Origin of the sequence: Oscillibacter hominis, from assembly GCF_014334055.1 — a bacterium.
Taxonomy (GTDB): domain Bacteria; phylum Bacillota; class Clostridia; order Oscillospirales; family Oscillospiraceae; genus Oscillibacter; species Oscillibacter hominis.
The window spans coordinates 1,843,665-1,870,339 of the sequence record NZ_CP060490.1; the positions used below are offsets into that span (position 1 = coordinate 1,843,665).

The window sequence follows — 26,675 nt, forward strand, 5'->3', positions numbered from 1 at the left end:
TGCTTTTCAGAAAGAATGACAGAAAAATTACAAATGCAATATCTCTGTCATTCTTTTCACGATTTCATCCGTTCAAATGGTGGAAGGCCGGACAGGGCTCCCGGAGCACCCGGGTACAGACCGCCTCCCCCTCCCGTGCCAGCGCCCGCTCGTCCACGCCGGTGAGCGCTCCGTCTTTCCAAACCACCCTGCCGTTGACCATGGTCAGCTTGGTATATCCGGTGACGCCCGCGCGGGGCAGCAGATTCCTGGGGTCGTGAAGAGTGCCGGCCAGATCCAGCGTGCCCGCGTCGATCAGGAACAAGTCCGCCGCCTTTCCCGCCTCCAAAGAGCCCAGGTCGCTGCGGCCCAGTGTCCTGGCGCCGTTGACCGTGGCGATCTTCAGCATTTCATAAGGGGTGATGCAGCCGTGGCGCTCCTTGCTGTGGAAGGCCTGCATCATCCAGGCCAAGCGCATGGCGTCCAGGAGGCTGGAGCCGTCGTTGGTGGCGCTGCCGTCGCAGCCCAGGCTGACACAGACATTCAGCTCCTGCAGCTTTTGCAGGGGCAGGATGGGGAAGCCGCCCAGGACGGCGGGCGTGGGGCAGTGGGAGATGGCCATTCCGGCCCTGCCCAGATAGGCGTACTCCTCCTCCGTCAATTCCCAGGCGTGGGCCAGCCACACGTCCTCGCCCACGAACCCGATGTCCCGGCACCAGTCCAGCGTGCGCTTTCCATAGCGCTCCACCATGATCTCGTTTTCCCCCTCGCCCAGGTGGGTGTGCATCCGGAGCCCCCGTTTGCGGGCAAAGTCCACAGTCTCGGAAAAAGTCTCCTGATAGCAGTTGATGGGCTGGCAGGGGGCCATGACAATCTGGGACATGGAGAAGGGGCGGGGGTCGTGGTAGAACTTGGCCAGGCGGTCGCAGTCCTCCAGGAACTCGTCCGTGGTCTCCAGCATACGTTCGGGGATGGAGCCGCCCTTGTCCCGGGGCAGCGTATCAGTGCCCCGGCCCGCATGATAGCGGATGCCAAGGAGCTTCGCCGCCTCCATCTGGCGGTCCACAGGCCGTTTCCCAGTGGCCTTTGTGTAGCAATACTGATGGTCAAAGGCGCAGGTGCAGCCGTGCTTCACCAAGTCCGCCATGGCGGTCAGGGAGGAGTAATAGATCACCTCATCGTCGATGACCTGGAAAATGCGGTAGATTTGGTCGATCCAGTCGGGCACCGTCATATTGGGATAGTCGATGGTCCTCAGGTTCCGGACAAAGGTTTGGAAAAAATGGTGGTGGGTGTTGATGAGTCCCGGGTAGACAAAGCAGTCCGTGGCGTCAATGACCTCGTCAGAGGGCTCCTCGATGTTCTGGCCGATCTTCACAATCTGCGGCCCCCGCACCAGCAGGTCCCCATGGCCATATACATGGTCCTCCGCATCGCATGTCACAATTGCCAAGGCATTGCGGATGAGAATGGTCTTGTCCATCTTTGCTGCACTCCTCTCTTTTTCCTTAAGTATACTACAGGCCGCCAGCGCTGTAAAATGCTTTTTGAAGACTGCAAAAACCTTACGGCCGGCGGTATCAACCGCCGGCCGTAAGGAGGAAACTTTGATTGAATTTAGTTGAGCTTGCCGATCTCCTTGAGGATGCCGAGGGTGACCTTCATCTCCTCCTCGGTGGCGGGAGCCAGGGGGCTGCGTGCCGGCCCAAGCTTGATGCCGGTCACGGCCTCAATGGCCGGGCGCAGGATGGAGTTGGGCAGGATGCGGCCGTTCTGGCCAGTGGACTTGCAGAAGCGGTAGATGGGCACGAACAGCTCCTTGGCCTTCTCGTTGTCCCCCTCCGCAAAGGCCTTGAAGATCGCGCGGATCTCATGGCCGAAGATGTGGGCTCCGCCGGACACCAGGCCCATGGCGCCCTGCACGATGGTGGGCAGCAGCATCACGTCGTCGCCGTTGTAGATGGCAAAGTCGGGATCCACGTCCGCCGTGGCCAGGAAGAAATCCGTCACCTGGGTGGGGTTGATCCCCGCCTCGTCCTTGATGCCGATGATGTTGGGGATGGACGCCAGGCGCCGCACCGTCTCCGCCTCCAGGTTCACGCCCACAAAGATGGGGATGTTGTAGAGCATGATGTTGGCCTTGGTGCTCTCGGCCAGGGTCTTGAAGTGGTTATAGAGCCCCTCCTGGGTGGGCTTGTTGTAGAACGGGCACACCACCAGGCAGGTCTCAATGCCAAGCTCCACCGCCTTGTTGGTCAGCGCTACCGTCTCCTTGGTGGAGGCGCAGCCCGTGCCGGCGATGACCGGCTTGCGGCCGGCGGCGGCCTTCACCGCTGTTTCCATCAGCTTCACGCGCTCATCAAAGGTCAGGAGGCTGGCCTCACCCGTGGTGCCCGTCACGATCAGCGAATCGCACAGGTCCTTCTCGATCAGGTACTCGATCAGCTCAGCGTACTTGCCGTAATCCACGTCCTCGTTGGCGTCATACGGCGTGATCAGCGGCAGCAGTATCTGCCCGTACTTTGCTACAAACTTGTTCATGTAATCTATCCTCCAAATTTAATATTGACCTTAGTTTTCAAATGCCTCGCGGATGGCCTTCTTCTCTTCCTCAGGCAGGTATGTAATGGGGCTTCTGCAGTATCCGCAGTCGCGGCCCAGCACCTTCAGGGCATACTTCAGGCGGATGGGGAACTGATTTCCGCCCAGTACCTGCCACTTCTTATAGAGGGACGCCTGAATGGCCAGGCCCTTGGCGTGGTCGCCGTTCTGCGCGCATTCCCACATCTCCACGCACTCCTTGGGGAATACGGCCAGGATGGCGCTGATGGCGCCGGCGGCGCCGAAGTTGAAGCAGGAGTAGATCATATCGTCCGTGGCGGCGTACACCCGGCCCTGGGTGCCGACTTCCATCAGATCGGCATACAGCGCGGCGATGCCGCCCACGCTCTGCTTGATGCCCATGACATGATCCGTCTCATTGAGCAGGCGGTGGAACAGGTCCGGATAAATGGTGTTCTGAGGGATGACGTTGTAGATGATGATGGGCAGCTGCACCTCTTTGGAAATGGTGCTGTAGAAGTCAAACATGCCCTCCGCATTGGGGACCAGGACATTGTAGGCGGTGGGGGTCACCATGATGGCGTCGGCTCCGGCGGCTTTTGCAACCAGTCCCGTGCGCACGGCGTCCCTTGTGCACATCCGCATGACGCCGCAGACCAGCGTCTGATCCGGACCGACATACTCCCGGCCGATCTTCAGCATCCGTTCCAGCTCCTCGTCCCGCAGCGTGGGGCCCTCGCCGGTGCTGCCGCCCACGCTCAGGCCATGGGACCCAGCCTTCATGCAGTACTCCATCTCGCGGCGCAGAATGCTCTCGTTGATCTCTCCGTTCTCGTCAAAGGGAGTAACAATCGGAGGGATGCATCCCTCAAATTTTTTAACCACGTTTTTTTCCTCCTTCAAGTCCAACCGTCATCAGACAATTCCAGTCAGATTGTATGATGTGTGACTGTCTGATTCGTTTATACACCCAATCCCGGCCGCCGTCAATACCTTTCTGCCAAAAAACGGCTGTATCCGGAGCCTTTTCGATAAATCCGTTCGATCCTCCAAAAACGCAAAAAATTTTTGGACAAAATTACAGATTGACCGCTGGTTTCTGCCCCTTCTCATGGATGAGCTCCATATCCTTGGAGGTGATCTCCAAGTGCTTCTGCATCTCCTCTACCGCCTGAACGGCATTCTTGGTCTGGAAGCAGAAGAGAATCCGCTCATGAGGCTCCACCGCGTTGACGTAGACATCCTTGTTGGTGAAGGAGTCGCCCCGGTAAATCCGGAAGGACTCCAGAAGCTGCTTGTTGATGTTGATGAGCAGTTGGTTGCGGGTAAAGCCGATGATCTTGGTGTGGAACAGTTCATCCAGCATAATCATACGCACCAAGTCCTGGCTTCTCACAGCCTCGTCAAAGGACTCCTGCACCTGGGCCAGCTCCCGGACCTGCTTGGAGGAGGCCCGCTCCACGCTCAGCCGCACCGCCAGGGTCTCAATGGCCATGCGCACTTCCATAAAATCGTAAAACTTGGCGTCCTCCACATCGTACCAGGATTTGACGTCCGGGGGCCGCTCCTCGCTGCGGGCCACAAAGGCGCCCTTGCCCGGCCTTAAATCCACATAGCCCAGGGCCTGCAGCACCCGGATGGCCTCCCGTACGCTGGTGCGGCTGACCTGGAACATCTCGCACAGCCTGGCCTCGGTAGGCAGCTTCTCCCCTGTCTGGCACTGGCCGGAGGTAATCATCTCTTTCATGTGTCCAACCACCTCGTCGGTGATCGATATTCTGCGAATCTCCTTCATAGGACGCCTCCACAACTTTGCTTTCCGCCTCTGGTTCCGCTCGGCAGGCCGCGTTTTTTCATCCGCCCTTAAATCGTATGATATCATACACTATAACAGATGTTTGCCGGCCCGTAAATACCATTTGAAAATTTTCTCCAATTTTGAGGAGCTTTCCGCCGGTTTTCGGCCCCTTTTCCCGAGTCAGACTCGACGGTGCCGCCGTTTTATTGACAAAACCCACTATTTTTTACCTTCTGATTTTGTTGGTTTGCTGAACATTCTAAAAATCATTTACTTATTTTGTATATTATGTTATTTTAATACAAGAGTTCAGATGCCAGCTTGTCTGATGTCCCGCTAAGGAGGCTTTCCATGAAAGAAATCCATAGAATTTCCATCACGGATGCGGTGGTTGACAGTATTAAGGAGATCATCGAATCCGGCGAATATGCCATTGGGGAAAAGCTGCCCACTGAGACCAGCCTGTGTGACATGCTGAAAGTCAGCCGCACCAGCGTGCGGGAGGCCATCCGGGTGCTGCAGGCCCTGGGCTATGTGGACTTGAAGCCCGGCAAGGGCGCCTTTGTAGCCAACTACAACGCCGCCCCCCATACGGACAACTGGTACGATGTGGAGGACGCCAAGTTTTACGATTTTATGGAAGTGCGCATGGCCATTGAGACCCTGTCCGTCCGTCTGAGTGTGGAGCGGGCCTCTCTCAGGCAGGTCCATGAATTGGAGGAGATCCATCAGTCCTTTCTGGAGGCCAATGAATCCAAGGACCTGGTACGGCTGATCATGCTGGATGAGCTGTTCCACACCAAAATTATCAGCTTTACCCGCAACCAGCTGCTCATCAACATCAACAAGCAGCTGCTGGAGTGCTTCCGGATCTACCGGGGCGACTCCTTCACCAACAAGGATGTGTATGTCAACGCGGTGGAGCCTCATGAGCGGATTCTTCTTTGCTTTCAAACCAAAAACTCCGCCCAGGCGGTGCAGGAGATGCGCAGCCACTTGGAGATCACCTCTCAGGACATGGAAGCCATCCACAACAGCCACACCCATTGAACAAGCAAAAGGTCCCACCCGGAAGGGTGAGACCTTTTTTATACCTTATTTTCCTTCTTTTTCCAAAGCCTCCTCCAGCGCCCTGCTCAACTGATCCGGGCAGGAGGTTGTTTTAAAGCCGCAGCGAATTCCTTTGAGCCGATCCACGGCTTCCCGGGCGCTCATGCCGGTGACCAAACGGCTGATTCCCTGGAGGTTTCCGTTGCAGCCGCCCAAAACCTCCACATTACGGATGATCCCGTCCTCTAACTCCACCTTCATCAGCTGTGAGCACACACCGCTGGGCCGATACGTATATACCATATTGCAGAACCTTCCTTTTTTCTGTACTCAGCAGGGAAAGAATACCACAAAAAAAGGCTGTATACAATAGGCAATAGAAAACGGAGGGCAAAAGCCCTCCGTTATTAAGCCTTTCTGCTCTTGCGCTGCAGCACAAGGCGGTCGGCAATCATGGCAATGAATTCGCTGTTGGTTGGCTTTCCCTTTGTGTTGGAGACAGTGTATCCGAAGAATTTTTGCAGCGTCTCCAAATCGCCTCGGTCCCAGGCCACTTCAATGGCATGGCGGATGGCTCTTTCCACCCTGGACGGCGTAGTGCTGTAGCGTCTTGCTACCTCGGGATATAAAACCTTGGTCACGGCGTTGATGACATCCATATCGTCCACCGCAATCATGATGGCCTCGCGCAGATACTGATAACCTTTGATGTGCGCAGGAACGCCGATTTCGTGAATGATGGCGGTCACCTTGTCCTCCAGACCCGGGGCGTGGGTGTCCTCCTCCAAAGTCTGCTCATCGCAGGCACCGCGCATTCTGTCCAGCAGGGATTCTATTTCACAGGGCTTTGGCAGGAAATAAGCAACACCTAACTCGGCAGCCTCTGCAACTGTGCGCTCATTGAAAAACGCGGATACCAAAATTGTCTTCGGCGCCTCGGGAAGGGTGTTGATCCGCTTCACCAGCCCGAACCCATCCAGGCCGGGCAACACCACATCTACCAAAACAAGTTGCGGCTTCTTTTCCTCTATCAAATTGAGTGCTTCCAAACCGTCCCCGGTGGAACCCACTACAGAAAACTCTCCTGAATTTTCAATAGCGCTCTGCATCAATGCACGGTACTCTTCGCTGGCATCTGCCAACACAACCTTTTTCTCCATTATTTAATCCTGTCCTCTTCCATTCATTTTTCAGTCCCTTGAATTTGACATTGGACTCTGCTTTGCGACGGATTCATGAAGCTTCATGCGGCCTTGTCTATAAATTATCATAATCGGACAGAATTTTCAACCTAAAATTGTAAACAATTTCCATGATATTTCGACGTTTTTTGCAAAAACTACCCAAAATACAGTATATTGTGTCTATCTTTTACAATAACCGCAAATTACGAGACTTCCTCCGTGGATTCCCCGTATGCCTGTTGCATCATATTTTGAATAAATATACCATAGCCCCGGGTGGGGTCATTTAAGAGGACATGGGTGACTGCTCCCACGATCTTGCCATCTTGCAGGATCGGGCTTCCGCTCATGCCCTGGACGATGCCGCCGGTCACAGCAAGAAGGGCCGGGTCAGTCACCTCAACCAGCATGTTCCGGGTATCCCCGGAGTTATCAAATATCTTGGTGATCTGCACCTCATACTCCTCTACCGTGTCTCCGGAGACGTTGGCCAAAATCGTGGCCTGCCCGGTGTGGACCTCGCTGTTTTTCGCCGCGGGCATGGCCTCATGGGTGGCAAACGTGCAGCCGTCAATGGTGCCGAACACGCCGCAGTCGGTATTTGCATACAAGGGGCCCAAATCCTCCGTCAGGTCAAAGTTGCCCCGAAGCTCACCGGCCTCTCCGATTTCGCCCCGCTTGACCGCCTTCACCGTGGAGGCCATTACAGAGCCCGAGGAGAGGCTCATCAGCTGCGCGGTGTCCATATCGGTCACGCCGTGTCCCAGGGCGCCGAAGGTGCCGCTTTCGGGGTCATAGAAGGTCATTGTGCCGATCCCGGCCATGGAATCCCGGATCCAGGCGCCCAACAGCCAGTTTCCCTCTTCGCTTTGCACCGCGTTGGTCTTCATCTGAAGAATCTGGTTGCCCCGCTGCACCTGCAGCTTCAGCTCCTGGTCCTGGTTTTGCTGGAGCAGGGCCTGCATGTGCTCTGTGGACTGGATCTGGGTGCCGTTGCATTTGGTAATCAGGTCTCCTGTTTTCAGACCGCAGGATCGGGCGGGACAGGGGCCGTCAGACAGTTCCACCACCAGTACACCTCGTGAAAACAACTTTACTCCGATGGTGTGCCCTACGGGGACCAATGTTTTCACAACGTCGGCGGCCTGGGCAGTTACCACCAGAGGGGATACAAACAGCAGCAGGCTGAGAAAAGCCGCCGCGCCGCCCCGCAACCGCTTTCTTTGATTTTTTTGTGGTTCATGCATTGGATCACTCCTTTCACACCGGTCTTCCGACCGGCCTCATTTACTGTTTGCGGAATCCAGCCCAATAGCATTTCTAAAAAGCGGGGATTGTTCCATGGCCGCACTTCCCTGCCGCCGACTTTCGGGCAAAAAAACAAACCCCGCAGAAAAATCTGCGGGGTTCGCTCAAAAAGTGGAATCAGTCGCGCTTATTGAAAATTTTAAAAATATCGGCAAAGGGATCGTCGTCATCCTCCGCCTCCTCCGGATCCAGGGGCGTGGGAACCTTGGGCTGCTGCTCCGTGCCGGCAGACGCGGAACCACCCTCCGGCTTTTTCTTGCCAACGGTGATCCCGGGCGTAGTGTCCTCAAAGCCGGTGGCGATGACGGTGACGCGGATTTCGTCGTCCAGCGTCTCGTCGAATGTGGCGCCGAAGATGGTGAGCGCGTCGGGATGGACCGCCTGCTGCACCAGGGAGGCCGCCTGCTCCACCTCTTCCAAACCGATGTCCATGGAACCGGTTACATTGATGAGCACGCCCTTGGCGCCGTCGATAGAGGTCTCCAGCAGGGGGCTGGACACGGCCATCTTGGCCGCCTCCTCCGCCTTGCCCTTGCCGGCGGCACGGCCCACGCCCATGTGGGCCAGGCCCGCGTCTTTCATAATCGCGGTGACGTCCGCAAAGTCCAGGTTGATGAAGCCCGTGTCGCGGATCAGGTCGGAGATGGACTGCACCGCCTGGCGCAGCACATCATCGGCAATTTCAAACGCGTTGGCGAAGGTGATCTTCTGGTCTGTGGCATGCTTGAGCCGCTCGTTTGGGATGATGACCAGGGAGTCCACCTTTCCCTTGAGCTCCTCGATGCCCTGCTCGGCCTGGACCATGCGGCGGCGGCCCTCAAAGCCGAAGGGCTTGGTCACCACGGCAACGGTGAGGATGTCCATCTCGTGGGCGATCTCCGCCACGATGGGCGCGCCGCCGGTGCCGGTTCCGCCGCCCATGCCGGCGGTGATGAAGACCATGTCCGTGTTCTCCAGCGCCTTGGCGATCTGGCTGCGGCTCTCCTCCGCGCTCTTGCGGCCCACCTCGGGATCGGAACCGGCGCCCTGACCGTGGGTCAGTTTCTCACCAATCTGAATTTTATAGGTTGCGCTGGATACATTCAGCGCCTGCTTGTCCGTATTGACTGCAACAAAATCGACACCGCGGGTGCCGGATTTGACCATGCGGTTCACCACGTTGTTGCCGCCGCCGCCGACACCGATGACCTTGATGTTCACCACAGTGTCGGGACCGGTCTCCAAACCAAAAGCCATACTGCTTCCTCCTACTACAATTCGTATCTGAAGTGCAATTTATGCAGACTCGTACCCAAGATAATGTATTTATCATATTGTATTACGCTTTGTCCCCAAGGTCAATAGTCAGACGCTTTTCTCCGGGATAAATTTTCGCCTTACGGAATGAAATTCGCCACGCCCTCCCGCGTCAGATCAATCGTTCCAGTCTCGTTGATCTCCAGGCAGCTGATGACATATTCCAAATTTTGGATTTGATAAGTAAAGTTGGCGCCCCAGGCCAGCTTCACCGTGAAGCGCCCGCCGTACTCCATGGTCAGCACCGACGCATCCCCCAGGTGCACCGCCTCCACCTGATCCAGCGCCTCCGCCTCCCGCAGCGCTCCCAGCAGGGCCAGGAGCTGTTCCTGCTTGTAGGATTCCTCTTCCCCAAAGGAGAGGAAAGAGCTGACGGCGGGGGCCAGCAGCGTACAGCCGTCGATGACGGCGTAGTCCCCGGCCTGACCGGCCGCCAGTTTTTCCAGGACCTTTCCCTTGGGGCTGATGAGCCATCCGACGCCATCCTGGACGATGACGCCGGCGGCGGTGGTCTCCGTGATTTCAATGAGCAGCGTGTCCGGCAGCTTGCGGTTGATGCGCGCGTTCTCCACATAGGGGCACTGCTGCATGATGCGGTTTGCCACGGTGTGCTTATTGAGAAGATACATGTTGTCGCCGTACTGAACCTGGGCGGCGTCCAACACCGCCTGCTCGGTGTAGTGGGACTCCCCGGACACGACGATGGTATTCACTTTGAAAAAGAGCGTCAGTGCCGCCACAATGGCGGCGCAGATCACCAAGACAGACAGCAGTTTATACAGGAAGCCGTATCTCCCTCTTCGCCTGCGCCTCCGGTTTGTTCTCCTCGCCATGGGGTTCCTCGCTTTCCACCCGCAGGACCGAGGCGCCCAGCGCCCTGAGGTCCCGCGCGATATCTTCGTATCCTCTGTCTATGTGCTGCAGCTCGCCGATCCTGCTGCACCCCTGGGCCGCGAGGGCCGCCACACACAGCGCCGCTCCGCCCCGCAGGTCCGTGGAGCGCAGCGCGGCACCGTGGAGGGTCTCCACACCGCACACCACCGCCACCCGGCCCTCCACTCGGATATCTGCCCCCATCCGGGCCAGCTCATCCACATGGCGGTATCGGTTTTCAAAAATGTTCTCCACAAATACCGTGGCTCCCTCGCTACGCAGCAGCGCGGCCATCAGCACGGCCTGAGCGTCCGTGGGGAACCCGGGATAGGGCGCGGTGCGCACCGGCCGGATGCAGTGCAGCCGGTCCCGCCGCACAATGGAAATGGTGCTCTTTTGACTGCGGATGCGGCAGCCCGCCTCCGAAAGGGCCGCCGTCACCGTGGAGAGCTGGCGGTAGTCCACGCCGGTAAGTACTGCTTCCCCGCCGGCAGCCGCCACGGCCGAGAGCAAGGTGGCCGCCGCGATCCGGTCGGCAATGCAGCGATGCACGCAGCCGTGCAGTTTCCGGCCGCCCTCCACCGTAACGGTGGAGCTGCCCGCGCCGTGGATGCGGGCGCCGCATTTTACCAAAAACTCCTGCAGGTCCATGATCTCCGGCTCCCGGGCGGCGTTGCAGATCACCGTGGTGCCCTCCGCGCCGCAGGCGGCCAGGATGGCGTTCTCCGTGGCCCCCACGCTGGGCAGGCTTAGTACCAATTCCGCGCCGCAGAGCTTCTCCGCCCGGCAGCGCAGTGTTCCGCCCCGGTCCTCGATGTCCGCCCCCAGGGCCCGCAGGGCCGTCAGGTGCAGGTCGATGGGCCTGGGGCCCAACTCGCAGCCTCCGGGGTAGGAGAGCTCCGCCTGTCCACAGCGGGCCAAAACGGCCCCTAAGAAAATCACCGAGGAGCGCATCTCCCGCATCAGCTCGTCGGGGATGGAGCAGCCATTCATCCGCGCCGTATCCACCACCAGTGCGCCGCTTTCCCATTGGGCCGAGCAGCCCAAGTGCCTGAGGATCTGAATGGAGGCGTCCACGTCCCGCAGCCGGGGGCAGTGCTCGATCACGCACTGGCCGCAGGCCAGGATTGTGGCCGCCAGGATGGGCAGGACGCTGTTTTTGGCACCCTGCACCTCCACCTGCCCCTGGAGCGTCCGCCCGCCATCCACCAATAGTATTCCCATATCCTTTACCCTCCGCATACCAAACTAAGCCATAGTATGCGTCAGGCGGTCTCAGGGGTTACTGGTCAATTGCAAGGATCGTCTGATAAATCCGCTCCGTGGCGTCCAAAATCCCCAGTTCCCCCATGGAACGGGCCATGGACAGCCTCTTTTGCTCGTCGTGGAGAATGGCCGCCGCCTCCTGAAACAGCACCTGGCCGCTGGAATCCTTCTCCAGCACCACACGGGCGCCGCCGTGCTCTTCCAGGACCCGGGCATTTTTTTCCTGATGGTTGTTGGTCACGTTGGGGGACGGCACCATGATGGCCGGCACGCCAAGAGCCGTCAGCTCACTGATGGTGGAGGCGCCGGAGCGGCAGATCACCAGGTCCGCCGCCCGCATCACCACAGACATGTCATAGATGTACTCTTTCAGCTGGAGCGCGGGATGCTGCTTTAGGTCCACGCCCCTTTGGCGCAGCAGCTCCTGCATCCGGGGATAGCCGGATTTACCGGCGCCGTGGATGTGGTAAAAGGGCTCCCGGGATGCCTCAATGGCCAGGAAATCCACCATCTGGCGGTTCATCTCCCCGGCGCCCAAAGAGCCCCAGAAGGAGACGATCAGCTTGCGCTCCCCGGTCAGGCCTAACTTCTCCCGGGCCTCAAGATGGCTCAGGGCAAAGAAATCGCCGCGGACCGGCGTGCCGGTGACCACCACCTTCTCCGGGTGCTGGTAGTGCTGGCGGCAGGCCTCAAAGCCCACCATCACCCGGTCCGCATAGGGCTCCAGCATCTTTGTGGTGAGGCCGGGCACCATATTGGACTCATGGACGGCCGTGGGGATTCCGTGCCGTGCAGCCGCTTTCACCAGGGGGAAGCTGGCATAGCCGCCGGTGCCCACCACATAGTCGGGCTGAAACTCCTTTAAAATGGCGTTGGCCTCGCGGGGGGCGCGGATCAGGTTGCAGACAGAGATCAAGTTGTGCTTCAGTTCCGACGGTTTTACGGACCGGTGGAAGCTGGAGATGTGGACCGTGCGGAAGGGATAGCCGGCTTTGGGGATCAAATCCTTTTCCAGTCCCCGCTCCGCTCCCACAAAGAGGATTTCACAGCCCGGGTGCTTGCTCTGAAAGTATCCCGCCAGGGCCAGGGCCGGGTTCACGTGGCCCGCCGTGCCGCCGCAGGTAAATAGAATACGCATATCTTATCTCCCCTATCCGGCCTTGGATGGCTTCATCTGCCGGGAGACAGAGAGCACAATCCCCATCTCCACCAACTGGATCAGCAGCGCCGTGCCGCCGTAGCTGAAAAACGGCAGGGAGATGCCGGTGGCCGGCACCAGGCCAGAGACCACGGCGATGTTCAAAAAGGTCTGCATGGCCAAAAGCGTGGTGACGCCCACCACCAGAAGGCTGCCGAACCGGTCCCGGGCCTGGAGGGCAATCCAGTAGCCCCGCAGGATCAGCAGCGCGAAGAGCACCATGATGATGGTGGCGCCGATGAGGCCCAGCTCCTCGCAGACCACGGAGAAGATGAAGTCGTTGTGCTCCTCCGGCAGGTACAGGTACTTCTGGCGGCTTTTGCCAAGGCCCACGCCGAAGAGGCCGCCGGAACCGATGGCAAGGTAGCTCTGCACCATCTGATACCCGTCGCCCAGGGAATCCAGCCAGGGGTCCTTCCACATGGCGATGCGGGAGGAGCCGTAGCCCACCACGCCGATGAGCAGATACGCGCCCGCCGCAGCCGCGGCCAGCACGCCGCCCACCCATTTCCACTCGATGCCGCCCACCAGCATCAGCGCGGCGCCGGTGCCCAAGATCAGCACTGTGCCGGACAGGTGGGGCTCCAGCATCATCAGCGCGGCAATGGCAAGCAAAATCACCACATAGGGGGCGATGCCGTAGCGCAGCGTCTGCATCTTGTCTTTTTTCTTGGAGATGCTGTCGGAGAAATAGAGGACCACGCCCAACTTGGCAAGCTCCGAGGGCTGGAACTGAAGCGCGCCCACGCCCAGCCAGCGGGTAGCGTGGTTGCGGGTGACGCCCACGCCGGGGATGATGACCAGGATCAACAGCAAGATGGAGCCGAACAGTGCCAGTTTTGCAACTCCACGGAACCGCTGGTAGTTGATGCGGGAGACGATGAGCATGCCCGCAATGCCCATGGCCGCGAAGACGCCCTGGCGTACAAAATACTTGATAGGATTCCCCTCTTCATAGTAGGCGGAGGGAAAGCTGGCGGAGAGCAGCATGATCAGCCCGATAGCGGTCAGCAGCAGCACCAGCAGCAGGAAGGGAACGTCCACCGGGCCCTTTGCCGCCTCCCGGCTGAGCCGTTCCATCTCTTTTGCATGTTCTTTCCGCTGCGCCATAGCGGCCAGCTCTTCCCGGCTTCTGCGCTGCTGTGCCACTTAAAGCCCCCTCCTTTCCTTGCGATGATCGCCGTTTTTTACATTGCGAACCGGCCGGACACGCCCCACAGGGCCAGGGCGCAAAAGAGCACCGTGATCCCGGAGAATACGAATACCAGCTTCTTTTCACTCCAGCCGCACAGCTCCAGATGGTGGTGCAGCGGGGCCATGCGGAAAAAGCGCTTGCCGTGGGTCAGCTTGAAATACCCCACCTGGATGATGTCCGAGAGCGTCTCGGCGATGTAGATGATCCCCACGGGGATCAGGATCAGCGGCATGTCGAAGGCAAAGGCCATGGCCGCCACGGCGCCGCCCAAAAAGAGCGACCCCGTGTCGCCCATAAACACCTTGGCCGGGTGGAAGTTGTAGATCAAAAAGCCGATCAGGGCACCGCACAGCGCACCGGCGAACACCCCAAGCTCCCGATAGCCCCACCAGGCGGCGGCGATGGCGAAAAACAGCGCCACCGGCACTGTGACGCTGGCCGCCAGGCCGTCGATGCCGTCGGTCAGGTTCACCGCGTTCACAGTGCCCACGATGACAAAGGCGGCAAAAATCAGGTAAACCACCCAGTTCATCACCAGGTAGGTGTTGAAAAAGGGGAGATACAGGTTGGGTGTCAGCAGCCCCTCAAAGCGCATCAGGCACAAAAAGGCCACAGCCGCGGCCAGCTGCATCAGGAACTTCTGCAGCGCAGTGAGCCCTAAGTTCTGATGCATGCGCACCTTCCTGTAGTCGTCCACATAGCCGATGGCGCCGTACACCAAGGCAAAGAGAAACACATAGAGGTGGGAAAAATTTCCCTGGAGCATGGGCTTCCAGCAGCAGACCAGGATGGTTACGCCCACCCCGGCGATGAACATCAGCCCGCCCATGGTCGGCGTCCCCTCCTTGGCCATATGCCATTTGGGCCCGTCGGTCCGGATGCTCTGGCCGGCCTTCAGCTTGCGCAGCTCAGGCACCAGCCACTTCCCCACCAGCGCGGTGACCACAAAACTCAGCACGCAGGCAATCATACTTTCCATTTCTTCTTCCCTCACACAAGCCGCGTCGGCCGCGGCCTCTTTCGTTATTGTTGTTCCTTCAGGTGGTCCGCCACAACCTCCCGCTCATCCAGGTGGTGCTTTTCCGTGCCCACCACCTGATAGGTCTCGTGGCCCTTGCCGCACAGCACGATCACATCGTCCTTCCGGGCGTGGTCCATGGCGTAATGGATGGCCTCGATCCGGTTTTCCACCACCACATAGGGCGTCTGCGTCCCCTCCATCCCCGGCAATATCTCCCGGATGATGGCCATGGGGTCCTCCGTCCGGGGATTGTCGGAGGTCACCACCACGAAGTCCGCCAGCTGGGCCGCGATGCGCCCCATCTTCGGCCGCTTGGTCCGGTCCCGGTCGCCGCCGCAGCCAAAGACGGCCACCGTGCGGCCCTTGGCAAAGCCCCTGACGGAGGAGAGCACATTCTCCAGCCCATCCGGGCTGTGGGCGTAGTCGATGAGGATGGTGTAGTCTTTTCCTGGGGTGGGGACTACCTCCACCCGGCCCTTCACATGGGGCACCCTGGCAAGGACCCGGGCGCTCTCCTCCAGCGAGATGCCCAGCTGGAGTGCCGCCCCTAAAACATCCAGCGTATTATATACCATAAAACCGCCGGGAATGCCAACTTTTATTTTCACCCGCTCATCGGCCGTCACCGCATCGAAGGAGATGTGGTCTGCGCCCAGGTCGATGTGCTCCGCCCGCAGATCCGCGTCCGCGTCCCGGGCGTAGGAAAAAGCCCTGCAGGTGGCGCCCTCCATCAGCCGATTCGACCAGGGGTCGTCGGCGTTGTAGACGCCCACGGCGCAGCTGCGGAACAAGATGGCCTTGGCGTCGCAGTAGTTCTCCATGGTCTTATGGAAATCCAGGTGATCCTGGGTCAGGTTGGTGAAAATTCCCACGGAAAAGGGGATTCCATAGACCCGTCCTTCGTACAGCGCGTGGGAGGAGGTCTCCATCACCACATAGCTGCAGCCTTGATCCAGCATGGCTCGGAAGAGCTTTTGCACCTCAAAGGACTCCGGCGTGGTCCGCTCCGTGGGGACCGCCTCCTGGCCGATCATATTCTGGTTGGTGCCGATCAGGCCCACCTTGGCCCCCCTGGCCTGCTCCAAAATGGCTTTGAGCAGGTAGGTGGTGGTGGTTTTCCCATTGGTACCCGTGACCGCCACCACGCTCATCTTCTCCGCCGGGCGGCCAAACCAGTTGGCCCCCACCAGCGCCAGGCCGTGGCGGGAATTGGCCACCTGCACATAGGGGATTTCCTCCTCAGGCGGCCGCTCGCACAGCACGCAGGCCGCTCCCGCCGCCGCCGCTTTCCCGATGAATGCGTGGCCGTCCATGGAATAGCCGGGCATGGCGACAAACAGATCGCCCGGGCGCGTCTTCCGGGAATCGTAGCTGACGCCGGTAATCTCCAGGTCACCGTCCGCGTTGGTATCAAGCACGATGATGTCCCGCAGCAGTTCTTTGAGTTTCATCTTCAAACTCCTCTCTTGTAGTCACAGTGGTTCGGCCGGTTGCTCCTGCTTAGTATATCCGCACGATTTTTCCGTTCATATCGGATAAGGTGCCGAAAACCATGCAAAAGATGCCTTTTGAGAGGGTCAGTCCAAAACGGAGTTGTCGCCCAGCTGCACGGTGACCACGGTCCCGGCCTCCACCTCCGTGCCCGCGGCAACGGATTGGGAGATGGCGAACACATTGCCGGAGCTGCTGGAGGTGGCGCCCGTCACCTTCACGATGAGGCCCGCGTTGGCAAGGGCCGCGTTGGCCTGCTCGGCGGTCTTGCCCACCACGCTGGGCACCGTGGATTGATCGGTGGGCTTCTCCGCCCCCAGGTACAAAATCACGGTGGCGTTGCCCGGGACAATGGCGCCGCCCACAGGCGTCTGGTCTGTGACGGTCTCCCCATTGCCCACGGTCTTGATGTGGAATCCGGCCAGTTTTTCCTTGGCCTGATCCAGGGTGGAGCCAACCACATTGGGCACCGTGGTATCGGAGCCCACCATCTCCTCGGCGGAGTAATCCGGATTGATGCCAAGCCAGGGCAGGATTTCGGACATGATGGAACTGGAGGTTGGCGCCACCATCTGGCCGCCGGACACGTAGGTGCCGGTGGTTCGGCTGGGACTGTCCATGGTAATGAGCATCATCACCTGGGGGTCGTCAGCAGGGGCAAAGCACACAAAGGAAACCACCACGTCCTTGTTCTTGTCGCCGGTCTTATCGGCGGTGCCGGTCTTGCCGCCGATGCGGTAGCCGGCCACCTGGCCGTTCTTTCCGGTCCCCTCGGCCACCACGTACTCCAGCATCTCGCACACCGTGGCGGAGGTCTCCTCGCTGATGACCTGGCGCACGGGGGTGGAGTCGTGGTTATAAAGCACGTTTCCTTCGCTGTCCAGCACCTGCTCCACAAAATAGGGGGTGCGGAGGTATCCGCCGTTGACGCAGGCCGCCTGGGCGGTGATCAGGGCGATGGGCGTGACGTTGAAGGTCTGGCCGAAGGCATAGGAGGCCAGGGAGACCACGTTGCTGTTGAAGGACTTCTCATCGGCAAAGATGCCGGTGGTTTCGCCGATGTTGTCCAAGCCTGTTTTTTCCATCAGGCCAAAGGATTTTAGGTACTTATAAAAAGTGGTGTTTCCGATCCTGAGGCCCATGGTGATGAAAGCGGGGTTGCAGGAATTTCCCGTGGCCTGCATCAGGGACTGGGTTCCGTGGCCCGCCTTTTTGGAGCAGTTGATGGGTTTATTCCAGCCCTGCACGCGGATGGAACCGGTGCAGTTAAAGGTGGTGTTCTTGTTGACGATGCCCTCCTGCAGCGCAGTGGACAGCGTCAGGATCTTGAAGGTGGAGCCGGGCTCGTAGGTGTCGTTGATGGCCTTGTTGCGCCACTGCTTCTTCTGGGCCGCGCCCAGTGCCTCCAGATAGGCATCCCCCTCCAGCCCCTCCAGCGTGGCCTGAAGGTCCGCGTCGTAGACGCTGCTGGGATTATTCAGGTCATAGGTGGGGAAGGAGGCCATGGCCAGGATTCCGCCCGTGTTCACATCCATCACGATGCCGGTGGCGCCGTTTTTGGCGTCAAACTTTGCCACCATGCTCTCAATGCCCTTTTCCAGGAAATACTGCACGGTGGTATCCAGGGTCAGCACCAAACTGTTGCCGTTTTCCGCGTCATAGTACTGCTCATACTGATAGAGTACGTCGGTGCCCGCGGCGTTTTTGGCCGTGACAACCATGCCGGAGGTTCCGGTGAGCTCATCGTCGTACTTGCTCTCCAGGCCGTAGAGGCCCGTGTTATCCGTGCCCACAAAGCCGATGACCTGGGCGGCCAGGGTGCTGTAGGGGTAATAGCGTTTGGAGTCCGTCACCAGATAGACGCCGTGGAGCCGCTGCTGATTGTCCTTGGGCACCTCGTTGCCCTGGTCGTCGATCTGTCCGTTGACGAACAGCCGCACCTGGTCGGCCAGCTCCTGATCCGCCCGGAGCTTCACCACCTCGTACTGGGAGGAGGTCTTCTCCATCTTCTTCAGGATGGTCTCCTCCGCCACATCCAGGATGCGGGAGAGGCCTCTTGCGATATAGGCCGTATCCTGTTCGCTTTCCGCAATCTCCGCCGGGGAGACGAACACCGTTTCAGCGGTGGCAGAAATGGCCAGCACATTGCCGTTTTTATCATATATGGTGCCCCGTGAGGCGGTGACCACCGTGCTTCTGGTCTGCTGCTTCACCGCCAGCTGCTGGAGCTCCTCATGCCGCCCGATCTGAAGCGTGTAAAGCCGGACGAAGAGCATGGTGAAGGTCACAATGCCGAAGATACCCATCAGCAGCAGTGTCCTGCTCCGGATTACCCGGTTTGCTTTACGTGCCGCGTCGCTTTTTCTTCTTGATGAATCTGCCACAACAGTTCCTCCATTTTATCCAACTGTTTTCCTATCAAAGCCGCGAATACCAAGCAAGGAGTAAGAAGTCCTCCTTCTTACTCCCCGCCTTCTTATATGATGCAATCCTCATTCAAAATATTCCACCACGGCGTAGATCCCCTGGTTCAGCGAGGCGAGCAGGCGGCTGAAGAGGCTTCCTTCCGTTTTCTGATACACCACCACGCTGTCCTCACCGGAGAGATCGATGTAGTAGATCTGGCTGCTGCTGGGCTTGCTCATGCCCGCCGCCATGGCGGCCTCCTTGACCGCCGAGAGGTCAAAGGTCTGCTGATACTGGGCGGTCAGGGCCACATTCTCCGTTTCCAGCTCCCCTAACTGCCCCTGGAGCTCCACCACTGCGTCTGAGATCACCGTCAGCTTTACATAGCTCATCAGCAGCAGAATGGTCATGGCCGCAACGGCGGCAAATCCCACCACGGCAACGGCGGAGACCTTCTGCCGCTCCCGGGCGCGCACGTGGGGCACGGAACGGACTTTGGCCACTTCCTCCCGGCGGGGTTCACCGGCATGGCGGAGCATGGTCTCGCGGCTGTCACGATCCAGATCGTAAGCCAGATCTCCGTATGTAAGGTTTCTGTAGCGCGAATCTCTGGCCACTGCTGTTGACACTCCGCTCATCCTTTCTTCCGTAACATCGGTTTACGTTTCGCACCGTTGGGCCACCCGCAGCTTTGCGCTCCGGGCCCGTGGGTTTTCCTCCAGTTCAGCCTCGCCGGCAACCACCGGCTTGCGGCTTATCAGTTCCAATTTTGGTTTCCGGCCGCAGATGCACACCGGAAATTCCGGTGGGCAGATACAGCCTTTGGCCAGCTCCTGCAGCGTCTTTTTGACAATGCGGTCCTCCAGGGAGTGGAAGGAGATCACCGCCAGGCGGCCGCCGGGGTTCAATCCGTCCGCCGCCGCTTCCAGCATGGGCGAAAGCGCTCCCAGCTCGTCGTTCACCGCAATGCGGATGGCCTGGAAGCTCCGTTTGGCGGGATGCTGCTTTTCCCGCAGCGCCTGGGGCGGCATGGCCCTACGGATGACCTCCACCAGCTCAAACGTGGTGTCGATGGGCCTGTCCTCCCTGCGCCGGCAGATGGCGCGGGCAATGGCTGGCGCGTAGCGCTCTTCCCCGTATTCATAGAGAATCCGGCGCAGCTCCTCATAGCTCCACCGGTTCACCACTTCCCAAGCGCTCAGCGGGGCGGACTCATCCATACGCATGTCCAGCGGTGCGTCGTGCATGTAGGAAAAGCCCCGGGACGCGTCGTCCAGCTGGGGTGAGGAAACTCCAAGGTCAAAGAGCATGCCGTCCACCCCCGCAAGGTTCAGCTCCGCAAGGATCGAGGCCAGCTCGGAAAAATTGCTGTGTACCAAAGTGACGCGGTCCATGTACTCCGCCAGGCGCAAGCGGGCCGCGTCGATGGCGGCCATGTCCCGGTCGATGCAGATCAGCCGGCCCGTGGTCAGGCGGCGGGCAATCTCCAGGGAGTGGCCCGCCCGGCCCAACGTGCCGTCCAGGTAAATCCCGTCCGGCCGGATTTGAAGCGCCTCTATGCATTCGTGCAACAGCACGGGCTTATGTGTGTATTCCATCTCCGGCCTCCCAGCGCCCCGGACCGGCTTGTCCGTCCCGGTCCGCTTAGAATCCCAGCTCCTCCATAACGGCGGCCAGGTTCTCCGGATTCAGCTCCTCTTCCTCCACCGCATGCCATGCGTCTGCGTTCCAGATCTCCGCACGGTTGGAAACGCCGATCACCACCACGTCCTTGTGCAGGTCCGCATAGGTGCGCAGCTTCTGGGGAATCAAGATACGCCCCTGGGCGTCGGGCTCGCATTTGGCGGCGTTGGCAAATAGCGGCCGCATGGCCTTTGTCTTGGTGTAGGGCAGGCTTTCAAATTTCTCTGTGAATTTCGCCCAGCTGGCGTCGGAGTAGACGGAGAGGCACCGGTCAGTTCCCATGGTGACATAAAACGTCTCCCCCAATTCCTCCCGCAGCTTGGCAGGAATGAACAGGCGGCCCTTGGCGTCGATATTGTGCTGATACTGGCCTGTCATGTCTGCCGCCCGCTCCCCTCTGTGGGGTTTCAGCGCCACTTTTCTCTACTTGACACCACTTTTCCCCACCACATGTTTTGAGTATAAGCGAAACGATATCCAATTGCAAGAAAAAATTTTTGATGGATTTCCCATGTTTTCTCCTGTTTTAACCAAAATTTCTTAACTTTTTTATCAATAAAACAAATGTTCGTATGTACTCTTGTGCACAAAAAGGAGTCTCACCACAAGATGTTGTGGTGAGACTCCTTTTTACCAGCTTTACATAACGACTGATTTTATTTACGCAGCGAAAAAATTTCCAGCAATTCCCTCGTCCGTCATTGTGTACAAAAAACACCGACAAATTTCGTCAGCTGTTCTCCTCGTCCCGCTGCTCCTTGTCCCGCTCCTGAAGCTGCTGGCGCTGCTGCTGCATCTTTTCGGCGGAGGCGGCGCGGAAATTGGCGCGGGACTGGCGGATCTCCTCCAGGGCCATGTTAATGGCCTCCTCGGTGCGGCGCAGGGCGTCTTCGGTGTACTCGTTGGTGACGCGGTACATCTCCCGGGTCCGGTCCTCCGCCCGCTGCACAATGGCGCGGGCCTTATCACGGGCCGCAGCCGTGACCTCGCTCTCGGACACCTTGGTCTTGGCGTCCAGCTCCGCCTGGCGCATCATGCGCTCCACATCCCGCTTGGCGGACTCCACATACTCCTCCCGTGCCCGCAGGAGCTCCTGAGCCCGTTTGAGTTCCACAGGCATCTGTGCCCGGATTTCATCCAGCAGGTCCAGCGCCTCGTCCCGGTTGATGCTGCATTTGCCCTGGCCAAAGGCGGTGCCCTTGGCCTCGTCGATCATCCCGTAGAGCATGTCGATCAGATGATTTACATCATTTGCCATACGTTTCCATTCCTTTCTGTCTATCCGATCCCGCGCGCCTTACCGCCCGTTGATCCACTGTTTGATATCCGGGACAATGGCCGCCGGCAGGTACCGCTCCAGCGGCTGGCCGTAGCGGATCATCTCCCGGGCCATGGTGGAGCTGAAGTGCTCGTACTCCGCCGCGGCCGGCAGCAGCACCGTCTCCAGCCCCGGGCACAGCCCGCCGTTGATGCGGGCCATCTGATACTCCTGGTCAAAATCGCTCCCATTGCGCACGCCCCGGACAATCACCTTCGCGCCGTGCTTTTGTGCAAACTCCGCCAGCAGACCCGGCCACAGCTCCGCCTCCACGTTGGGCAGCCCCTCCACAGCCTTTTGCACCAGGGCAAGCTTCTGCTCCGGGGTGAACATCTGCCCCCGCTTTTCCGCGTTGGGGACCACGCACACATAGACCCGGTCAAAGCACCCCGCCGCCCGCTGGATGATATTCAAATGTCCCAGGGTGATGGGATCAAAGCTGCCCGAACAGATCGCCGTTGTCATTGGACTCCCCCTCGTTTCCGTCTCTATGATACACCGTCAGTCCGATCTTGCCGTACCGGTAGGTGCGGTAGATCCCATAGGGCGGCGCAAGGGCGGGCAGAGCACGTCCCGCAGGGCTTTCCGCCACAATTATACCATGGGGGGAAAGAATGTCAAATCGTGCAATATGGGCCAGCGCCGGCTCCAGCAGCTCCGCCTCATAAGGCGGGTCCAGAAGGATGATGTCAAACTTTTCCCGCACGCCGGAAAGATATTCCATAGAGTCCCCGGACACCACTTTGGCCCGATCCGCCAGATCCGTCACCTTCAGGTTTTCCCGGATCAGCTTCACCGCGTCGGACCGGTGATCCACAAATACGGCAAAGGCCGCTCCCCGGGAGAGGGCCTCGATGCCCAGCTGGCCCGTGCCGGCGAACAGGTCCAGCACCCGCCGCCCCTCCAGGTCAAACTGCAAAATACTGAACATGCCTTCTTTGACCCGGTCGGTGGTGGGGCGGGTGTCCTGCCCCTCCAGCTCCTTCAGCCGCCGGCCCCGGGCGGAGCCTGTAATCACTCGCATTTATTGTTCCTCCAACTGTTGATTCTTCCGCTGCGCGCGGTGGGCCAGCAGGTCGCTGGCCACGTAAAAGACCAGCCCCGTCCAGACGAAGCCGAAGAGAATGGCGTAGGTGGTAGTGAATTGCTCGTGGAAAAAAAGGGCGCCCACGATGAATTGCAGCGTGGGATTGACATACATCAAAATCCCGGCCGTGGTGTAGGGCGTCAGCACGATGCCCTTGGCGTAAAAGAGCAGCGGCACACTGGTGGCAATGCCCGTGGAGGCCAGCAGGGCAAAGCCCCCCGGCCCCACATTCCCCACGGCGCCGGTCCCGTTCCACTCCGACCAGAGCACAAAGGCCAGCGAGGCGGGAGCCAGCACCAGCGTCTCCAGGAAGAGTGACGTGCCCGCGTCCACGCGGCAGCCCTTTTTCACCGCGCCGTATAGGGCGAATGCCCCGCCTATGACCAGGGCCAGCCAGGGGATTTGGCCAAAACGCACCACCGCCGCCACGATCCCCATGAGGGTGATCCCCACCGCCACCCACTGGAGTCTGGTCAGCTTTTCATGAAACACAAAGGTCCCGATTAAAATGGTGAGGATGGGGTTCATATAGTATGCCAGGCTGGAGTCCAGGATATGACCGCTGTTCACCGCCCAGATGAACGCGCCCCAGTTGATGCAGATCAGCACCCCGGCCAGGCTGAGGCGCAAAAGCTCCCTGCGGTCGCAAAAGGCCGCGCGGACGCGGTCCATCCGCTTGGAGACGAGCAGGATCAGCCCTACAAAAATCAGGCTCCAGAGAATCCGGGTGGCCAGGATATAAAAGGAGTCCAGCGAGGACATCAGCTTCCAGTAACCGGGAAGCAGGCCCCAGATCACATAACAGGCCAACACGCAAAGCAGACCCTTTTTCATCGTATCACTCCCCAACCCGGCCAGTTCCCTGCGGCTCTTGCGTCATATACTGTTCTATTTTAAGTCAGATCCGGAAAGATTTCAATATTGGATGTCAAAAACAGCGTCAACTCTTTTTTTGCTTGTACTTCCTGGAAAAATCGTATATAATAAGCTACCGAAACTGTGCCCCGGCTCAAAGGCATACCCTGCAAAGCGCCGGGACATCAGGAATTCTCCCTGACTATCCGGAAAGAAAGGACGCTTTTTATGATAAAATTTCAGTCTGAACGCGGCGAAGTTTCTGTCAGCAGCGCAGTGTTTTCCAACATGGCCGGCGTGGCTGCCACCAACTGCTTCGGCGTAAAGGGCATGGCGTTCCGTTCCATGACCGACGGGCTTGTCCACCTGCTGCGCCGGGAGGCCATGAGCAAGGGCGTCAAGGTCACCTATAACGAGGACGACTCCATTGATATTGAACTCCACATCATCGTGGAAAACGGCGTGAATCTGACAGCCGTATGCCGCTCGATCATGAGCGAGGTGCGGTACGTAGTCAACCACAACACCGGCGTCACCGTGCGCTCAGTGGATGTCTGCGTCGATTCCATGACCATGTGAGGAGGCAGCTTAAAAACATGAACGAACAGCTTACCGGCGCGCTTTTCAAGCAGATGGTGCTGCATGGGGCCGCGGCCATCACCAACCAGAAACAAGCCATCAACGACTTAAACGTCTTCCCCGTGCCTGACGGAGACACGGGCACCAACATGAGCATGACCATCAACACCGCTGTGGCGGAGCTGAAGAAGTCCGATCCCCAGAGCCTGGAGCAGGCCGCCGCCATCACCGCCTCCGCGCTGCTGCGGGGCGCCCGGGGCAACTCCGGCGTCATTTTGTCCCTCCTCTTCCGGGGATTGTCCAAGTCCCTCAAGGGCATGGAGACCGCTGACAGTGCCGCCTTTGCAAACGCCATGCAGGAGGGCGTGGCCTCCGCCTACAATGCGGTGATGAAGCCCGCCGAGGGCACTGTGCTCACCGTTTCCCGCCTGGCCGCAAAGCGGGCCTGCGAGGCGGCCGCCGAGACCCGGGACATCGAAAAGGTTCTGGAAGAGGCCATCGCCGAGGGCTATGCCACCCTGGACCAGACCATTGAGATGAACCCGGTACTGAAGAAGGCCGGTGTTGTGGACGCCGGCGGAAAGGGCTATCTGATCGTGCTGGAAGGAATGCTGGCCGCCATGCGCGGTGAACCCCTGCCGGAGATAAACGAGGAGTCCCATCCCCAGGAAAAGGCCGACTTTGCCGCTCTTTCGGATGAGGAGATCACCTTCACCTTCGACACGGTGTTCATCGTCCGCAGGATCCCCGGCAAGTCCATTGAGCCGCTGCGTGCCTATTTGGGCAGCATCGGCGACAGCCTGGTCATCGGTGAGGACGACGACGCCTTCAAGGTCCACGTCCACACCGACATCCCCGGCGCCGCCCTCACCGAGTCCCAGAAATACGGCACGCTGGAACTGGCCAAAATCGAGAACATGCGCACCCAGTACGAAGACATGGCCGCGGGCCGGAAGACCCAGAGCGTGGATGATCTGGAGGCGGAGAAGCAGTCCGCCCCCGCCGACCCCCCCAAGGACTTCGGCTTTTTGGCCGTGTGCGCCGGGGACGGCCTGGCTGCGCTCTTCAAGGACCTGGGTGCGGACGGGGTGGTCTCCGGTGGGCAGACCATGAACCCCTCCACGGAGAGCATCCTCAAGGAGATCGAGCGCATCAACGCCAAGACCGTGTTTGTCCTGCCCAATAACGGGAACATCATCATGGCCGCCCAGCAGTGCGTCGGCCTCACCTCCAAAGAGGTAGTGGTCATCCCCACCAAGACCGTGCCCCAGGGCATCACCGCCATGATGAACGTGGATTTTGACGCCGGGGATGCCCAGGAGATCACCGATGCCATGGCCGGCGCCATCGGCGCGGTCACCACCGCCCAGATCACCTATGCCGCCCGGAACTCTGATTTCGACGGCTTCGCCATCAGCGAGGGCGACTACCTTGCCCTGGAGGAGGGCAAGCTCTTCGGCACCGACAAGGACATCACTGCCTTATTGGGCAAGTTGGCGGAGGACGCCGCCAGCCGGGATGCCTCCTTTATCTCACTCTTCTTCGGCGAGGATGTCAGCGAGGAGGACGCCAGCGTGGCTGCGGATATCTTCCAGAAGGCCTGCCCCGAGGCGGAGGTCTCCGTCCTCTCCGGCGGCCAGCCTGTCTATTATTACATCATCTCGATGGAATAACATGAAAAAGCGCGGCGCTTAATAGCGCCGCGCTTTTTTGCCGCCTGTTCCGGCGGCTTTTTTACAGTCCCAAAGACTCCATTTCCCGGCTGATGGACTCCTCGCAGGAGCGCATGGCCTCCAGGGTCTTTTCCAGCAGCGTGTCCAGCTCCCAGCCCAGCATCTCCGCCCCCTGGCGGATCACATCCCGGGAGCAGCCCGCGGCAAATTTCTTGTCCTTGAATTTCTTCTTCAAACTGGCAAGCTCCATGTCCTGGCAGCTCTTGGAGGGCCGCATCCGGGCCGCGGCTCCGATGAGCCCGGTCAGCTCGTCGGAGGCAAAGAGCACCTTCTCCATCTCCGCCTCCGGCCGGACCTCGCTGCAAAGGCCGTAGCCGTGGCTGCACACCGCATGGATGAACTCCTCGGAGCAGCCCGCTTCCTTCAGCAGTTCCGGTGCCTTCACGCAGTGCTCCTCCGGCCACTTCTCAAAATCCACGTCGTGCAGCAGGCCCACCGTGGCCCAAAACTCCGCGTCCCCGCCGAAGCCCAGGTCCCCGGCGTACCAGCGCATCACGCCCTCCACCGTCAGCGCGTGCTGGATGTGGAAGGGCTCGGCGTTATACTTTCTCAGCAGCGCAAGGGCCGCTTCCCTTGAAATGCATTCTTTCATGATGAGAGGATTCTCCTTTGAATGGATTTTTTGTCAGTATAGCCGCTTTTTTCCCAATGTGCAAGTTCTTTTCCTTTTTTGCCCTTCTGATCAAACCGCTCCCCATCTGGGCAGCTTCCTCTTTCCATGAAAAAGGTCTGATATCCGAAGCAGGTTCCGATCTGTAAATTTTCTCCGTTTCCTGCTGAAGAGGCAGGGAAT

General features: G+C 59.3%; 26 protein-coding genes. 3 read left to right on the forward strand and 23 right to left on the reverse strand.

The genetic code is table 11. The features are described from left to right. Nucleotides 1-64 precede the first annotated feature (64 nt). From H8790_RS09150 to H8790_RS09165, 4 genes are all read right to left on the reverse strand, one after another. Nucleotides 65-1,462, reverse strand: a complete 1,398-nt coding sequence (locus H8790_RS09150; protein WP_187332230.1) for an amidohydrolase — start codon at nt 1,460-1,462, stop codon at nt 65-67. Between the two features lie 134 nt (nt 1,463-1,596). After that, nucleotides 1,597-2,520 (reverse strand): 4-hydroxy-tetrahydrodipicolinate synthase, encoded by a 924-nt coding sequence (gene dapA, locus H8790_RS09155; protein ID WP_187332231.1) that lies wholly within the window; start codon nt 2,518-2,520, stop codon nt 1,597-1,599. Nucleotides 2,521-2,550: 30 nt separating this feature from the next. Continuing rightward, entirely contained in the window at nt 2,551-3,426 is an 876-nt protein-coding gene (locus H8790_RS09160) for a dihydrodipicolinate synthase family protein (RefSeq protein WP_187332232.1), read from the reverse strand. A gap of 193 nt (nt 3,427-3,619) precedes the next feature. Continuing rightward, nucleotides 3,620-4,336: a FadR/GntR family transcriptional regulator gene (locus H8790_RS09165; protein ID WP_187332233.1), complete on the reverse strand. Its 717-nt coding sequence runs from the start codon at nt 4,334-4,336 to the stop codon at nt 3,620-3,622. A 354-nt stretch (nt 4,337-4,690) separates the two neighbouring features. Between H8790_RS09165 and H8790_RS09170 the strand changes: the two genes are divergently transcribed. Further along, nucleotides 4,691-5,389 carry a FadR/GntR family transcriptional regulator gene (locus tag H8790_RS09170; RefSeq protein WP_187332234.1) on the forward strand — a complete coding sequence of 233 codons (699 nt, stop codon included), beginning with the start codon at nt 4,691-4,693 and terminating at the stop codon, nt 5,387-5,389. Between the two features lie 45 nt (nt 5,390-5,434). On the opposite strand, the gene H8790_RS09175 is transcribed toward H8790_RS09170, so the two are convergent. The 18 genes from H8790_RS09175 to rarD all read right to left on the reverse strand — a co-directional run bounded on the left by H8790_RS09175 (nt 5,435) and on the right by rarD (nt 23,549). Beyond that, nucleotides 5,435-5,692: a TIGR03905 family TSCPD domain-containing protein gene (locus H8790_RS09175; protein ID WP_187332235.1), complete on the reverse strand. Its 258-nt coding sequence runs from the start codon at nt 5,690-5,692 to the stop codon at nt 5,435-5,437. Between the two features lie 104 nt (nt 5,693-5,796). Next, nucleotides 5,797-6,549 (reverse strand): sporulation transcription factor Spo0A, encoded by a 753-nt coding sequence (gene spo0A / locus H8790_RS09180; protein WP_187332236.1) that lies wholly within the window; start codon nt 6,547-6,549, stop codon nt 5,797-5,799. A 227-nt stretch (nt 6,550-6,776) separates the two neighbouring features. Further along, entirely contained in the window at nt 6,777-7,820 is a 1,044-nt protein-coding gene (spoIVB, locus tag H8790_RS09185) for a SpoIVB peptidase (RefSeq protein ID WP_187332237.1), read from the reverse strand. Nucleotides 7,821-7,998: 178 nt separating this feature from the next. Next, complete coding sequence (gene ftsZ / locus H8790_RS09190; protein ID WP_187332238.1) at nt 7,999-9,117, reverse strand: cell division protein FtsZ; 1,119 nt, start codon at nt 9,115-9,117, stop codon at nt 7,999-8,001. Between the two features lie 140 nt (nt 9,118-9,257). Further along, entirely contained in the window at nt 9,258-10,010 is a 753-nt protein-coding gene (locus H8790_RS09195; protein ID WP_187332239.1) for a cell division protein FtsQ/DivIB, read from the reverse strand. Next, nucleotides 9,952-11,274 (reverse strand): UDP-N-acetylglucosamine 1-carboxyvinyltransferase, encoded by a 1,323-nt coding sequence (murA, locus tag H8790_RS09200; RefSeq protein WP_187332240.1) that lies wholly within the window; start codon nt 11,272-11,274, stop codon nt 9,952-9,954. The genes H8790_RS09195 and murA overlap by 59 nt, the downstream gene beginning before the upstream one ends. Nucleotides 11,275-11,332: 58 nt before the next feature. Then, nucleotides 11,333-12,454, reverse strand: a complete 1,122-nt coding sequence (murG, locus tag H8790_RS09205; RefSeq protein ID WP_187332241.1) for an undecaprenyldiphospho-muramoylpentapeptide beta-N-acetylglucosaminyltransferase — start codon at nt 12,452-12,454, stop codon at nt 11,333-11,335. Nucleotides 12,455-12,466: 12 nt separating this feature from the next. Further along, nucleotides 12,467-13,594, reverse strand: coding sequence for a putative lipid II flippase FtsW (ftsW, locus tag H8790_RS09210; protein WP_187334277.1), 1,128 nt, complete (start codon nt 13,592-13,594; stop codon nt 12,467-12,469). 107 nt (nt 13,595-13,701) lie between these two features. Next, nucleotides 13,702-14,679, reverse strand: a complete 978-nt coding sequence (mraY, locus tag H8790_RS09215) for a phospho-N-acetylmuramoyl-pentapeptide-transferase (RefSeq protein WP_187334278.1) — start codon at nt 14,677-14,679, stop codon at nt 13,702-13,704. A 53-nt stretch (nt 14,680-14,732) separates the two neighbouring features. Further along, entirely contained in the window at nt 14,733-16,181 is a 1,449-nt protein-coding gene (locus H8790_RS09220) for a UDP-N-acetylmuramoyl-L-alanyl-D-glutamate--2,6-diaminopimelate ligase (protein ID WP_187332242.1), read from the reverse strand. A gap of 126 nt (nt 16,182-16,307) precedes the next feature. After that, the gene (locus tag H8790_RS09225; RefSeq protein ID WP_243208473.1) at nt 16,308-18,605 is read right to left on the reverse strand and encodes a penicillin-binding transpeptidase domain-containing protein; all 2,298 of its coding nucleotides are present in this window, start codon (nt 18,603-18,605) and stop codon (nt 16,308-16,310) included. Between the two features lie 108 nt (nt 18,606-18,713). Beyond that, on the reverse strand, nt 18,714-19,256 hold the full coding sequence (locus H8790_RS09230; protein ID WP_243208474.1) for a hypothetical protein: 543 nt from the start codon (nt 19,254-19,256) through the stop codon (nt 18,714-18,716). Nucleotides 19,257-19,286: 30 nt separating this feature from the next. Next, nucleotides 19,287-20,225: a 16S rRNA (cytosine(1402)-N(4))-methyltransferase RsmH gene (gene rsmH / locus H8790_RS09235; protein WP_187332244.1), complete on the reverse strand. Its 939-nt coding sequence runs from the start codon at nt 20,223-20,225 to the stop codon at nt 19,287-19,289. A 46-nt stretch (nt 20,226-20,271) separates the two neighbouring features. Beyond that, nucleotides 20,272-20,727 carry a division/cell wall cluster transcriptional repressor MraZ gene (gene mraZ / locus H8790_RS09240; RefSeq protein WP_318646854.1) on the reverse strand — a complete coding sequence of 152 codons (456 nt, stop codon included), beginning with the start codon at nt 20,725-20,727 and terminating at the stop codon, nt 20,272-20,274. A 313-nt stretch (nt 20,728-21,040) separates the two neighbouring features. Next, on the reverse strand, nt 21,041-21,568 hold the full coding sequence (locus tag H8790_RS09245) for a hypothetical protein (protein ID WP_187332246.1): 528 nt from the start codon (nt 21,566-21,568) through the stop codon (nt 21,041-21,043). Between the two features lie 39 nt (nt 21,569-21,607). Continuing rightward, a complete protein-coding gene (gene coaD / locus H8790_RS09250; RefSeq protein WP_187332247.1) occupies nt 21,608-22,093 on the reverse strand; it encodes a pantetheine-phosphate adenylyltransferase in 486 nt (161 codons plus the stop codon). After that, the gene (gene rsmD, locus H8790_RS09255) at nt 22,062-22,652 is read right to left on the reverse strand and encodes a 16S rRNA (guanine(966)-N(2))-methyltransferase RsmD (protein WP_187332248.1); all 591 of its coding nucleotides are present in this window, start codon (nt 22,650-22,652) and stop codon (nt 22,062-22,064) included. The genes coaD and rsmD overlap by 32 nt, the downstream gene beginning before the upstream one ends. Further along, on the reverse strand, nt 22,653-23,549 hold the full coding sequence (gene rarD / locus H8790_RS09260) for an EamA family transporter RarD (protein ID WP_187332249.1): 897 nt from the start codon (nt 23,547-23,549) through the stop codon (nt 22,653-22,655). It abuts the gene before it with no gap. A 249-nt stretch (nt 23,550-23,798) separates the two neighbouring features. Here rarD and H8790_RS09265 point away from each other — a divergent pair, with 249 nt between their 5' ends. Both H8790_RS09265 and H8790_RS09270 read left to right on the forward strand, forming a co-directional pair. Continuing rightward, the gene (locus tag H8790_RS09265) at nt 23,799-24,149 is read left to right on the forward strand and encodes an Asp23/Gls24 family envelope stress response protein (RefSeq protein WP_243208475.1); all 351 of its coding nucleotides are present in this window, start codon (nt 23,799-23,801) and stop codon (nt 24,147-24,149) included. 17 nt (nt 24,150-24,166) lie between these two features. After that, nucleotides 24,167-25,822: a DAK2 domain-containing protein gene (locus H8790_RS09270; RefSeq protein WP_187332250.1), complete on the forward strand. Its 1,656-nt coding sequence runs from the start codon at nt 24,167-24,169 to the stop codon at nt 25,820-25,822. 61 nt (nt 25,823-25,883) lie between these two features. Here the strand turns inward: H8790_RS09270 and H8790_RS09275 are convergent, their stop codons facing one another. Further along, the gene (locus tag H8790_RS09275; RefSeq protein ID WP_187332251.1) at nt 25,884-26,474 is read right to left on the reverse strand and encodes a hydrolase; all 591 of its coding nucleotides are present in this window, start codon (nt 26,472-26,474) and stop codon (nt 25,884-25,886) included. Between the last annotated feature and the right edge of the window lie 201 nt (nt 26,475-26,675).